At 44.4% G+C, this 12019-nt stretch carries 13 protein-coding genes; 7 read left to right on the plus strand and 6 right to left on the minus strand.

Annotation, left to right across the window (positions count from 1 at the left end):
• Positions 1-69: 69 nt before the first annotated feature.
• On the minus strand, positions 70-303 hold the full coding sequence (cotT, locus tag NYE49_RS06620; RefSeq protein ID WP_014479515.1) for a spore coat protein CotT: 234 nt from the start codon (positions 301-303) through the stop codon (positions 70-72).
• A gap of 253 nt (positions 304-556) precedes the next feature.
• Between cotT and pdaC the strand changes: the two genes are divergently transcribed.
• Positions 557-1960 (plus strand): peptidoglycan-N-acetylmuramic acid deacetylase PdaC, encoded by a 1404-nt coding sequence (pdaC, locus tag NYE49_RS06625; RefSeq protein ID WP_047182461.1) that lies wholly within the window; start codon positions 557-559, stop codon positions 1958-1960.
• Between the two features lie 39 nt (positions 1961-1999).
• Here pdaC and NYE49_RS06630 read toward each other — a convergent pair whose 3' ends face one another.
• Both NYE49_RS06630 and NYE49_RS06635 read right to left on the minus strand, forming a co-directional pair.
• Complete coding sequence (locus tag NYE49_RS06630; RefSeq protein ID WP_015383395.1) at positions 2000-2473, minus strand: YjfA family protein; 474 nt, start codon at positions 2471-2473, stop codon at positions 2000-2002.
• Positions 2474-2601: 128 nt separating this feature from the next.
• Complete coding sequence (locus NYE49_RS06635; protein ID WP_014476499.1) at positions 2602-2769, minus strand: YjfB family protein; 168 nt, start codon at positions 2767-2769, stop codon at positions 2602-2604.
• 126 nt (positions 2770-2895) lie between these two features.
• On the opposite strand from NYE49_RS06635, the gene NYE49_RS06640 reads away from it, so the two are divergent.
• A complete protein-coding gene (locus NYE49_RS06640) occupies positions 2896-3795 on the plus strand; it encodes a DUF2268 domain-containing protein (protein WP_015483107.1) in 900 nt (299 codons plus the stop codon).
• A gap of 8 nt (positions 3796-3803) precedes the next feature.
• Here the strand turns inward: NYE49_RS06640 and NYE49_RS06645 are convergent, their stop codons facing one another.
• Positions 3804-4202 (minus strand): DUF2809 domain-containing protein, encoded by a 399-nt coding sequence (locus tag NYE49_RS06645; protein WP_041517813.1) that lies wholly within the window; start codon positions 4200-4202, stop codon positions 3804-3806.
• A gap of 101 nt (positions 4203-4303) precedes the next feature.
• The gene (locus NYE49_RS06650; protein ID WP_015383397.1) at positions 4304-4879 is read right to left on the minus strand and encodes a YjgB family protein; all 576 of its coding nucleotides are present in this window, start codon (positions 4877-4879) and stop codon (positions 4304-4306) included.
• A 145-nt stretch (positions 4880-5024) separates the two neighbouring features.
• Here NYE49_RS06650 and fdhF point away from each other — a divergent pair, with 145 nt between their 5' ends.
• From fdhF to NYE49_RS06670, 4 genes are all read left to right on the plus strand, one after another.
• A complete protein-coding gene (fdhF, locus tag NYE49_RS06655; RefSeq protein WP_015483108.1) occupies positions 5025-7982 on the plus strand; it encodes a formate dehydrogenase subunit alpha in 2958 nt (985 codons plus the stop codon).
• Entirely contained in the window at positions 7975-8535 is a 561-nt protein-coding gene (locus tag NYE49_RS06660; protein WP_003232799.1) for a DUF1641 domain-containing protein, read from the plus strand. Before fdhF ends, NYE49_RS06660 begins: the two co-directional genes overlap by 8 nt.
• Before the next feature lie 289 nt (positions 8536-8824).
• Complete coding sequence (locus tag NYE49_RS06665; protein WP_047182464.1) at positions 8825-9415, plus strand: DUF4352 domain-containing protein; 591 nt, start codon at positions 8825-8827, stop codon at positions 9413-9415.
• Between the two features lie 90 nt (positions 9416-9505).
• Positions 9506-10123: an NUDIX hydrolase gene (locus NYE49_RS06670; protein ID WP_174616625.1), complete on the plus strand. Its 618-nt coding sequence runs from the start codon at positions 9506-9508 to the stop codon at positions 10121-10123.
• 30 nt (positions 10124-10153) lie between these two features.
• Here NYE49_RS06670 and NYE49_RS06675 read toward each other — a convergent pair whose 3' ends face one another.
• Complete coding sequence (locus NYE49_RS06675; protein ID WP_003232791.1) at positions 10154-10432, minus strand: hypothetical protein; 279 nt, start codon at positions 10430-10432, stop codon at positions 10154-10156.
• A 390-nt stretch (positions 10433-10822) separates the two neighbouring features.
• Between NYE49_RS06675 and yjiB the strand changes: the two genes are divergently transcribed.
• Complete coding sequence (gene yjiB, locus NYE49_RS06680; RefSeq protein WP_015383401.1) at positions 10823-12013, plus strand: monooxygenase YjiB; 1191 nt, start codon at positions 10823-10825, stop codon at positions 12011-12013.
• The last annotated feature ends 6 nt before the right edge of the window (positions 12014-12019 follow it).

Below are 12019 nucleotides of genomic sequence, written 5' to 3' on the forward strand. Positions count from 1 at the left end.
GTCATGATATTGTCATTTTTAAAATAAAAAAATGGGGAGCTGGACTGCCCCCATTTTGATATGCGGCGACTAGTAACCGTAACCTCCGCCATATCCTCCGCCATAACCGCCGCCGTAACCGTACCAAGGGTAGTAAGGCGGTCGCGGGCGCGGGTAGTAATAAGGCGGGCGCGGATAAAACGGGTAGAACGGATAATAATAAGGCGGATAAAATGGCCGTCTCGGACGCGGATAATAATAAGGCTGTCTTTCATCATAAGGGGTAATTTGTTCAAATGGCTGTTCATTCAAAGGGTAATCCAAGAGGAAAACCTCCCTAGCTTTTTTTATTCCTTTTACCATATTCCTGATGCTTAAGTTGGGTGTATGTACATTCATGAAACTCGGTTTTTTTTATGATGAAATTCCTTAAAAAGGATTGACATGAACTTCTAAATCTCATAGTATTACAAATGTGAAATAAATGTTACTACAATGTTACAAGAACATTTCTAAATAGATACAGTTCCAACTGATGAAGAGTAAATCGAAATGGCTACGAAAGAAGGAGTTTTTGTTGTTAGCAAAAAGAATCAAATGGTTTCATGTATTAATAGCAGTTGTATGTGTGGTGGGCCTTATCGGCTTTTTCCATAATCATTCATTGAAAAAAGAAACGGTCATGAATAAAGTAAGAACTGATTCTCAATATGGGAATGTTGAGATCGCAACGCTTGTGAATGACGGGAAAACTTTTAATTACGCGGTTAACTATCCCGTTTTCAAAAATGAAAAAATGGATTCGGCATTAAAAAGATTCGCAGAAAAAGAGGTTCGTCAATTTCAAAAGGAAACAAAAGACGTTGACCAAGAGCATACGACAAAACGCAACGAATTAAATGTTGATTATAAAATTGTCCATTATGCCAAACAGACAGTGGCGATTGTATTTAATGAATATAAATACATCGGCGGGGCACACGGGCAAACCGTGAAAAAAACGTTTAACTATGATTTTAGTAAACAAGCGTTTCTTTCCATTGATGATATTTTCAAAGAGGACGCTGACTACTTACATAAGCTTTCGTTAATCGCTTATCATGAGCTGAAAAAGAATAAGGACATTGCAGCGGACGATGCACTGTTAAAGGAAGGGACGGCTCCGAAAAAAGAAAATTTCAGCCGCTTTGCCATCAAGGAGGATTATATCGAACTTTACTTTGACACATATCAGGTTGCAGCAGGCTATCTTGGAGAGCAATCGATTGCCATTAAAAAAAGTCTTTTAAAAGACATTCTGAAAGAACAATATATTGATAAAGCAAAAAATAAAAATAAAATCAAAGAACAAAAGCCGAAGCATGAAGTGATTTCTTTACCCAAAGAGGAAACGGTTGATCCAAATCAAAAAGTCATTGCGCTTACTTTCGACGACGGCCCGAATCCTGCGACAACAAATCAGATTCTAGACTCCTTGAAGAAATATAAGGGTCATGCCACGTTTTTTGTTTTGGGGAGCAGGGTTCAATATTATCCGGAAACGCTAATAAGAATGCTGAAAGAAGGAAATGAGGTGGGGAACCATTCATGGAGCCATCCGCTTCTCACAAGGCTTTCAGTGAAAGAAGCGTTAAAGCAGATCAATGATACGCAAGACATCATTGAAAAAATAAGCGGATACCGTCCGACGCTTGTAAGACCCCCATACGGCGGCATTAATGATGAACTGCGGAGTCAAATGAAAATGGATGTTGCGTTATGGGATGTTGACCCGGAAGATTGGAAAGACCGTAACAAAAAAACAATTGTTGACCGTGTCATGAATCAGGCGAGAGATGGAAGAACCATTTTGATTCACGATATTTACCACACCTCTGCTGATGCGGCCGATGAAATTATGAAAAAGCTCACCGATCAAGGCTATCAATTGGTGACAGTTTCTCAGCTTGAAGAGGTTAAAAAACAAAGAGAATCGAAATAAATTAAAAAAGGCTGTCCGTACGGACAGCCTTTTTTCTATTTAATAAGAGCCTGTGGTGGCCCAAACATTTAAGTTTGGTCCTGAATACTTGCCGAAAGCGTAAGAAGTCCTTGGATCTAAATCATATACCATCGGTGTATAGCAAGACTTTTGGCCGGCCACCGCTTTTCCATTGCCGCCTGCAGAATCACAATTATATCTCTTTCCGTCCGTGTTCCGGGTAATCTCCGCATTTGCTTCAAAGCCAGACGTCAATGTATTATTCATCGTGATTTTTGCCCAAGCCGTTTTACATGTACTGCTGAATTTAAGCTCGACTACTCCGATGACTTGATTGCTGGCATTCACTAAGTTTGAGGATTTTTTTGTAGAGCCGCTGGACGCACAATCATTGTAATAAGGGCTTTTTCCATCGTAGGCATGGGTTTCCGCATTGGCGGGTACTCCTTTGACGGCAAAAACAAATACTACTGCGAATAACATCAATAAAGCCTTCGTAAACAGTCTTTTCATATCCTTTATGACCTCCTTAATATGGCAAACAATAAATCATACGGAGGAACAATCAAAACATGCATGCTTTTTTGTGAACAATAAAGGCGGCCGGGAGGATGGAGTTATTGGCCGCCTTTGGTGTGAGGTTAAGCTTTTACATCAATAGTTTGTCCGAGAGTCGGATGCTGAATCATCTTTAAGGTTTGATCGGCATTTTGCTGGGCGGTGTCCAGCATTTTTTTCGTTAAAGCGATATTAACATTCTGGGCAAGGGATGCTTGATGCATCGCAACTGATAAAGCAGGAATATCCATCGTTCCACCTCCTATGCCTTACCTATCGGCGGCTTTGTATCATTTTACAGTGAAAAATGGCTTAATTTTCGCTGTTGACCCTTACGCTGCGGCATATCGTATGTTTTTGACAAGGAGGGAATCAGGATGAATCTTGTAATGGAAAAGACCTTTGAGCAATACGAAAAGCTGTTTTCAATGGAAGAACAGAAAAGAGAAGATGAATTTCGGTATACGATGATGAGGCCGTTTGAAAGGATGTGGACCGCCATCCAAGTTCCGCTGAAAGCGAAGGAGCCAAACGGCTATGATGTGATCATGGCTGCGAAAATGCTGGGCTATTTGGATGTCCGTGATGCTGAAAGCGGCCAGAAAGCACTGCAAATACTGAAAGAATCATATGTTTCAGAGACAGCTGAATCTGCACTTTTGCAATGCATATTTTTTGCTGAGCGCGAACAGCTGCGGGTGAATGCAGAGGAGATCAAATTCGGCCTTTATATCGCTGATCCAAATAAACTTCAGCTGCAAAAAGGCTACTGCGGGTTTGGCGGGATACCGGACTTTGTTCATGTATGGATTGATCCGAACCGTTATAACCTGCCAAGGATTCCTTCAATTATTGCTCATGAGTTTCATCATAATGTGCGGTTTTCGTATATAGATTTTCATCATGGCTCTGTAAGTGTCGGGGATTATCTTGTGATTGAAGGATTGGCGGATTCATTCGCCAGAGAGCTGTTTGGTACGGAACGATTGGGCCCTTGGGTAACTCGTTTTGATCATGAGGATTTGCAATATTCCATTGATGTGATTAATGAGGTGCTGGATGTGAAAGGATTTTCGGAAGTCAGCCGTTATATGTTTGGTGATCCAATTGCTAACGACCAAGGCTTTAAGCCTGCAGGTTTATCGGCTTTTGCAGGTTATGCGGTTGGATATCATGCCGTTCAGTCATTTATGAATCAACATCATATCACGATAAGCGAGGCCACACGTTTGGATGCGAAGACCATTCTTTCTCAATGCAGGCTGTTTTCTACATGAAAAAAGCGTCACATACAGCGGCGCTTTTTGATTCCCAAAACCAGCAGTTCTATGGCGGCACAGGCGGCAATTCCGATTGTATATGCTTCGATATCGCTCCATAAAAAACCGTACCCCAGTACAAGTCCGCCAAGAGAAGTATCCCTAATCTGGTCAATCCATTCGGCATGATAGAGCTGGCTGAATTCAATGACAAAACAGAAAGAAAGACTGATAATGCCCGTTATCATTGTCTTCAGCTTCCGAAATAGAAATCCGCATCCCGTAAAGATCATGGCGGCCCACAACGAGTCTCCCAGATAAGTATTGAGGGTATCAGGAAGAACACTGGAGAATGCTCTGGATCCAAGCCCCAGCCCAATGATCAGTATGGTGAAAACTACATATATCCAACGATTTCGCTTCATTGCGAATTGATACCCCGTCTCTGTTTCATCTCCCTGTATTGTAAGGAATATAGCTTTTATTTGTCCACTAAAAAAAGCGGCTGAATAGCCGCGTAGGGTGTTTATTTTGCTTTTAGGTTTACATGGTCGGCTGTCTGATCCGTGCCTATTACAAAATGGAGTTCATAGCGGCCTGTATCATATACATAATCGATTTCATCGGTAAACGGGACGGTTAACACCCGATTTGCTGGTCCTAATTGCTTCTGCAGCACTTCCGGCGTAACTCCGCCTAAATTCTGCTGCCGTTCCACCCCGGTTCCAAAGTAGCGGATTTCTGAAATTGTCATGTCTTTATGATAGGCAAATCCGTAGCCCGGCTGTCCCATATTCCAGTGATATAAATCAAATCGATTGTCTCCCCCGACTGGTCTTTCCGGTTCCCCAAACGCAGCATGGACATCGCCTTTTGTGCTTTTGTTAATGGTAAGGCCTTGCGCCTGCTGAGGCATTTCCCCTTTATAGGCGGTGTTATAGAGGTTTTTGACAAGCTCGGCGGCTGATTGATTCGTGTTTTCGGAGAGCGTGTTTGTTTGAGCTGCGGCCTTTGCCGGTGCTGAAAAGGACGCAGCCCCAAAGCCTGTAAAACAGCTTGTTATTGCTGCCGCCGCGGTAATAGCAGACATTGTCTTTTTCATGTTGATCCCTCCTTATTGATCTACCATTCCGTTTCCCTGTGTTTGTGCAATAAAACATGTGAGTGCGCTTTGTATGTTTTATTGAGTTGTTGTAAGGGAACTGAAATAGGTAATTCGGTATATAAAGCAAGAAAGGGGAATGGAGATGGCTGGCAAGAAAACAATCACAATAAACGGCGTTGAAATGGAAGCGTCCGAGGAACAGACGGTGCTGCAGCTTTTGAATAACAGCTCGATTGAAGTGCCGCAAGTTTGCTATCATCCAAGCTTAGGGCCGATTGAAACATGTGATACGTGCATCGTCAGCATCAATGGTGAGCTGAAGAGGTCGTGCTCCGCTGAATTAAAGGATGGGGATATCATTGATACGCTCTCGCCTGACGTGAAAAAAGCGCAAGTCATCGGGATGGACAAGATTTTATATAATCATGAGCTTTATTGTACAGTTTGCGATTACAACAATGGGGGATGCGAAATACATAATACGGTGAAGGAAATGAAAATCAATCACCAAAGCATTCCGTTTGATCACAAGCCATACCATAAGGATGAATCCCATCCGTTTTATCGGTATGATCCAGATCAATGTATTTTGTGCGGGCGCTGTGTTGAAGCATGCCAGGACGTTCAGGTAACTGAAACGCTGACCATTGACTGGGAGCGGGAACGCCCGCGCGTCATTTGGGATAACGACGTGCCGATCAATGAGTCGTCATGTGTGTCATGCGGCCATTGTTCAACGGTCTGTCCGTGCAACGCGATGATGGAAAAAGGAATGGAAGGGGAAGCCGGATATTTAACAGGCATCAATAACGAAACGCTGCGACCGATGATCGAGATCACGAAAGGCGTAGAGACAGGCTACGGCTCGATTCTCGCCATTTCTGATATGGAATCCGCCATGCGTGATGAACGAATCAAAAAAACGAAAACCGTCTGCACGTATTGCGGCGTCGGCTGCAGCTTTGATGTCTGGACAAAGGGCAGAGACATTCTGAAAGTAGAGCCGCAGGAGGAAGCGCCAGCCAACGGCATTTCTACTTGTGTGAAAGGCAAGTTCGGCTGGGATTTCGTTAACAGCGAAGAACGCCTGACAAAGCCGCTGATCCGTGAAGGTGACCATTTCCGTGAAGCAGAGTGGGAGGAGGCGTTATCGCTGATCGCCAGCAAGTTCACGGAATTAAAAGAGGCGTTTGGCCCGGATTCTCTCGCTTTTATTACATCTTCTAAATGTACAAATGAAGAATCCTATCTTATGCAAAAGCTGGCCAGAGGGGTCATTGGCACAAATAATGTGGACAACTGCTCTCGCTATTGCCAATCTCCTGCGACTGCCGGCCTGTTCCGGACAGTCGGCTATGGCGGTGATTCAGGATCAATTACAGATATCGCGCAAGCGGACCTTGTTTTGATTATCGGTTCGAACACGTCTGAGTCGCATCCAGTCTTATCCACTCGCATTAAACGGGCTCATAAGCTAAGAGGGCAGAAAGTGATCGTCGTGGATATCAGAAAACACGAAATGGCAGAACGCTCCGATTTATTTGTCCAGCCGCGTGCCGGATCGGATATCGTCTGGCTGAATGCGATCGCCAAATATTTAATAGAAAACGGCAAGGCCGATGAACGATTTTTGAGAGAAAGAGTGAACGGACGGGATGAATATGTAAAAAGCCTCGCGCCGTACACACTTGAATATGCCGAGGAGAAAACCGGGATTGATCGAGAAACCCTTATCCAAATGGCAGAGATGATCGGGCAAGCTGACAGTGTGTGCGCATTGTGGGCGATGGGCGTGACACAGCACATTGGAGGAAGCGACACGAGCACGGCGATATCTAATCTGCTGCTTGTGACAGGAAACTACGGAAAACCGGGAGCAGGTTCTTACCCATTGCGCGGCCATAACAATGTGCAGGGAGCAAGTGACTTCGGAAGCATGCCTGACAGAATGCCGGGCTATGAAAAAGTGACGGACGAACAAGTCCGCCAAAAATACGAGCGGGCGTGGGGCGTGCCGCTGCCGAAGGAGCCGGGTATGACCAACCACGAAATGATTGAAAAAATCCATTCCGGACAGCTGAAAGCGATGTATGTAAAAGGTGAAGAAATGGGCCTGGTGGATTCCAACATCAATCATGTACACGCCGCATATGAAAAGCTTGATTTCTTTGTGGTGCAGGACATTTTCCTTTCACGTACAGCGGAGTTTGCTGATGTGGTTCTTCCTGCGAGCCCAAGCCTTGAAAAAGAAGGAACCTTTACAAACACAGAACGCCGGATTCAGCGTTTGTATCAGGTATTTGAACCGCTGGGCGAATCAAAGCCGGATTGGCAGATTATTATGGAGGTTGCCAATAAGCTTGGCGCCGGCTGGCACTATGAGCATCCTGCAGACATTATGGAGGAAGCAGCCAAGCTGTCGCCGATTTATGCCGGTGTCACCTATGAACGTCTTGAAGGCTATAATTCCCTGCAATGGCCTGTAAACGCTGATGGAAAGGATTCGCCTTTACTCTTTACAGAGCGCTTCCCTTTCCCTGACGGCAAGGCCATTCTCTACCCTGTCCAGTGGACAGAGCCTGAGGAATTCGGTGAGGAATATGATATCCATGTCAACAATGGGCGGCTCTTGGAGCATTTCCACGAAGGGAATCTGACTTACAAATCAAAAGGGATTTCGGAGAAAACACCGGAAGTGTTCTTAGAAATTTCTCCTGAGCTTGCGGCAGAACGAGGGATTCAGGACGGAACCCTCGTCAGACTCACATCGCCTTTCGGAAATGTCAAAGTGAAGTGCCTGATTACTGATCGAGTCAAAGGGAAGGAAGTATATCTGCCAATGAACGATTCAGGGGAAGCGGCGATCAACCTGTTAACAGGCAGCCATGCCGATAAGGATACCGATACGCCTGCTTACAAAGAAACATCGGCCAAGATGGAAATTTTGAAGCACGACGGAATCAGCCCGATGCCTAAGATCAACCACCGCAACGGCAATCCGCAGCCGCAAATCGGTGTGCAGGTTCAAAAGAAATGGGCGCGGAAGGATTATATTTTCCCTGGTGACGCTGTGAAAAGGGGGATGGGCCATAATGGCTAAAGCGATTAAACGAATCCAAAAAATCGAGGTAACCGAGGAGGATCAGCGAAAGCGTGATTTGCGGGAAATTGAAGATGCTCTAATTGACCACAAAGAAGCGATTCTCGAAACATTGCATATGCTGGGCCATATGAACGAGCGCGGTGTCCTGCCGTTGCTCCGCGGCCTTTTTGGCCAAGGGGATAAAGTTCTTGATATCCTGGTGAAAAAGGCAGATACAGAGGAAACAGCCAATACGCTGAAAAATCTGCTTCTTCTGTTTGGGACACTCGGCATGCTGGACGTGAAGCAGCTGGAGCCTCTCATTTTGAAAGTGAATGCGGGTGTGGCAAGCGCTGTAGAGCAGAAAAACAGCGAAGAAAAGACAGGTTATTTTGATATTATCCGCTCGCTAAAAGACCCGGAAATCAACAAATCAATTACACTGCTCTTTTCCTTTTTAAAAGGAATGGGACAAGATACAAAGGAGCTGGAACGCACGACGCAGCCTCCGGAACACCAAAAACATCATCAGGAACCTCGAGAGAAAAGAGGAATGAATAAGCGAGATTGACCTCCCACCCGAGCGGCTTCAGCCAGCTCGGGTTTTTTTGTGAGGTGAGTCTTAGGAACTGGGATGAAAGATCTAATTTAGAAACAAGACAAAGTAGCTTTGATTTTGGAAAAATGATATGACAGCATAGGCCCGTCCAGTATTTTTTCAGTAGAGGATAGATATCTATATCATTGGCTGACCTATAATAGAATGGAAATGATAGAGTAATTTGTTACTTTGTTCTCTGTTAAGAAAAGGAAAAGCGTGATTATAATAGAAAACGATTACTTTAGATGGAGGAACAGCAATGAAAAAAGCATTATTCATTTTGTTTGTGCTAGCGATTGGCTTTGCGCTTTCTGCGTGCAGCAAGTCAAGTGATGCGTCAGCTGAGCAAAAGACAGCAAAGAAAGAAGCAACAGCAACGGAAAAGAAAACAGAGGGGAAAAACGAAACCAAAACGGATGAAAAGGTGCATAAAGTAGGCGAAACTTTTAAAGCTTCCAGCACAAATTTCTCGGTCAATAAAGTATATACGACGGCAGAACAAGGTGAATATAAGGCGAAAATAGGAGATAAAGAAAAAACAATAAATCAAAAGGAAGAATTTTTAATAGCTGAGGTAACGATCGAAAATACAAGCGACAAGCCTTTCAATTATACGAGTGGCGGTTTTGAATTGAAAGACAGCAAGGATCAAACGATCAGAGCAAACATTGTATCTACTGCTGACCTGAAAACAAGCCTAAAATCAGGGAAGTTAGCCTCGGGTAAAAAGGTATCAGGCACAGTCAGTTTTGTGATTCCAAAAGGAGAAAAAAACCTTACTCTATCATATAATCCATCATTTTTAAATTTTGAAACAGAGGATATTACATATTTGGTAAAATTGAATTAAGGTATCTTTTGAGCATGTCACCGGTAGATCGGAGCATGCTTTTTTTATTTTAAAGACTTATGGTATAAAATGGTAGTGAGGTGATCGATTATGCAAACCAAATGGCTGGAACGGGCACAGCGGATTCGGGCGATCGCACAGGCGGGGCTTGCTTTTTCCAAGGATGTGTACGACAGGGAGAGGTACGAAGAGCTAATGAAGCTCAGCGCGGAAATGATGGCGGATTACTCGGAGAAGGACATTGAAGTCATCACTGATTTATGGAATGGGGAGAGCGGCTATCCGACACCGAAAGCGGATGTGCGCGGCGCAGTATTCCGAGAGAATCAGATTTTGCTTGTCCGGGAGAAGCATGATGAGCTGTGGTCGCTGCCGGGTGGTTTTTGCGAGATTGGTTTATCGCCAGGTGAAAACGTCGTCAAGGAAATCAAAGAAGAGTCGGGGTATGATACAGAGCCGTCTCGATTGCTGGCCGTGCTAGACAGCCATAAACACTCCCATCCCCCTCAGCCTTATCACTATTATAAAATCTTCATCGCATGCAGCATGACGGGCGGGCAGGGGGAAACAGGGATCGAGACGAATCATACCGCTTTTTTTCCGGAAGACAGCCTCCCGCCGCTTTCTCCTAAACGAAACACATCCTCACAGCTTAGCATGCTGTTTGACTTTTTGCGCCATCCGGACAAGAAAACGATATTTGACTAAAAAAGAAAGAGCCTATGGGCTCTTTCTTTTTTATAATGTAATGTGTTTTTCGTTGGCGAGTTTCAGAAGGGTCAAAATAGAATCGGCTTGTTTATGGCCGAGTTTTTGCTTTAATTTGTTTTCTTCAACTAATCGGCTGCCGTAAATTTTGACAGAGGCTTTGTCGACGACAGTATGCCAGTTTTCCTGTTTTTTTCCCTCAACAAGCGGTTTTTCATGTCTCTCAGAAAAAGAGAACACAAACAGTACGAATGCAAGTGAAAGTAGGATGCCGACAACTTGTTTTTTGTAATCAGTCTGTGCTGCCACGTTGTTCTCTCCTTCACCTTTTACCTTCTATTTAATCATAGAATCAGCTTATTTTACATAATGGGAAAGTCATTTTTGGAGTTAGTGCATTTGGTTGAAAACAGAGACGTTTTTTGAGCGGAGCGGTGCAATTGAATCCATATTGGATTTGCGTGCTTATGCCTAAGGTCACGTTGTGAGCCAAAACAGCAGTGCAGAATAGAAAAAAATTGAAAGATTATGGTAAGATGAACGAAATTCGAGGGGGAATATATGATGCCTGCATCGAACATCGTGATCGCCTGCCTGCTGTTATCAATTTGATTATTTGTGGTAGTCCCTCTCTTTTTCGAAAGCGGGAGGTGAAGTGGAACATTAATTGCTGAATTCTTTCAAGGGGAGTGACCATACATGAATGTGTTAAACCGCCGGCAAGCCTTGCAGCGAGCGCTGCTCAATGGGAAAAACAAACAGGATGCGTATCATCCATTTCCATGGTACGAATCGATGAGAGCGGATGCGCCTGTTTCCTTTGATGAAGAAAACCAAGTGTGGAGCGTTTTTCTTTATGATGATGTCAAAAAAGTTGTTGGGGATAAAGAGCTGTTTTCCAGTTACATGCCGCAGCAGACAAGCTCTATTGGAAATTCCATCATTAACATGGACCCGCCGAAGCATACAAAAATCCGTTCAGTCGTGAATAAAGCCTTCACTCCGCGTGTGATGAAGCAATGGGAACCGAGAATTCAAGAAATCACAGATGAACTGATTCAAAAATTTCAGGAGCGTAGTGAGTTTGACCTTGTGCACGATTTTTCATACCCGCTTCCGGTTATTGTGATATCTGAGCTGCTGGGAGTGCCTTCAAAGCATATGGATCAGTTTAAAGCATGGTCTGATCTTCTGGTCAGTACACCGAAGGATAAAAGTGAAGAAGCTGAAAAAGCCTTTTTGGAAGAACGAGATAAGTGTGAGGAAGAACTGGCTGCGTTTTTTGCCGGCATCATAGAAGAAAAGCGAAACAAACCGGCACAGGATATTATTTCTATTTTAGTGGAAGCGGAAGAAACCGGCAAGAAGCTGTCCGGTGAAGAGCTGATTCCGTTTTGCACGCTGCTGCTGGTGGCCGGAAATGAAACCACTACAAACCTGATTTCAAATGCGATGTACAGCATATTAGAAACGCCAGGCGTTTACGAGGAACTGCGCAGCCATCCTGAACTGATGCCTCAGGCAGTGGAGGAAGCCTTGCGTTTCAGAGCGCCGGCCCCGGTTTTGAGGCGCATTGCCAAGCGGGATACGAAGATCGGGGGGCACCTGATTAAAGAAGGTGATATGGTTTTGGCGTTTGTGGCATCGGCAAATCGTGATGAAGCAAAGTTTGACAGACCGCACATGTTTGATATCCGCCGCCATCCCAACCCGCATATTGCGTTTGGCCATGGCATCCATTTTTGCCTTGGGGCTCCGCTTGCCCGTCTTGAAGCAAATATCGCGTTAACGTCTTTGATTTCTGCTTTTCCTCATATGGAGTGCGTCAGTATCACTCCGATTGAAAACAGTGTGATATACGGATTAAAGAGCTTCCGTGTGAAAATGTAATAGATA

Origin of the sequence: Bacillus sp. FSL L8-0358 (assembly GCF_038593095.1) — a bacterium.
In the GTDB taxonomy this organism is placed as follows: domain Bacteria; phylum Bacillota; class Bacilli; order Bacillales; family Bacillaceae; genus Bacillus; species Bacillus subtilis.

Bases quoted from the DNA above. Each gene is read 5' to 3' on its own strand.
- NYE49_RS06630 (WP_015383395.1), bottom strand. From the start codon at position 2,473: ATGAAAAGACTGTTTACGAAGGCTTTATTGATGTTATTCGCAGTAGTA.
- NYE49_RS06635 (WP_014476499.1), bottom strand. From the start codon at position 2,769: ATGGATATTCCTGCTTTATCAGTTGCGATGCATCAAGCATCCCTTGCC.
- NYE49_RS06640 (WP_015483107.1), top strand. From the start codon at position 2,896: ATGAATCTTGTAATGGAAAAGACCTTTGAGCAATACGAAAAGCTGTTT.
- NYE49_RS06645 (WP_041517813.1), bottom strand. From the start codon at position 4,202: ATGAAGCGAAATCGTTGGATATATGTAGTTTTCACCATACTGATCATT.
- NYE49_RS06650 (WP_015383397.1), bottom strand. From the start codon at position 4,879: ATGAAAAAGACAATGTCTGCTATTACCGCGGCGGCAGCAATAACAAGC.
- fdhF (WP_015483108.1), top strand. From the start codon at position 5,025: ATGGCTGGCAAGAAAACAATCACAATAAACGGCGTTGAAATGGAAGCG.
- NYE49_RS06660 (WP_003232799.1), top strand. From the start codon at position 7,975: ATGGCTAAAGCGATTAAACGAATCCAAAAAATCGAGGTAACCGAGGAG.
- NYE49_RS06665 (WP_047182464.1), top strand. From the start codon at position 8,825: ATGAAAAAAGCATTATTCATTTTGTTTGTGCTAGCGATTGGCTTTGCG.
- NYE49_RS06670 (WP_174616625.1), top strand. From the start codon at position 9,506: ATGCAAACCAAATGGCTGGAACGGGCACAGCGGATTCGGGCGATCGCA.
- yjiB (WP_015383401.1), top strand. From the start codon at position 10,823: ATGAATGTGTTAAACCGCCGGCAAGCCTTGCAGCGAGCGCTGCTCAAT.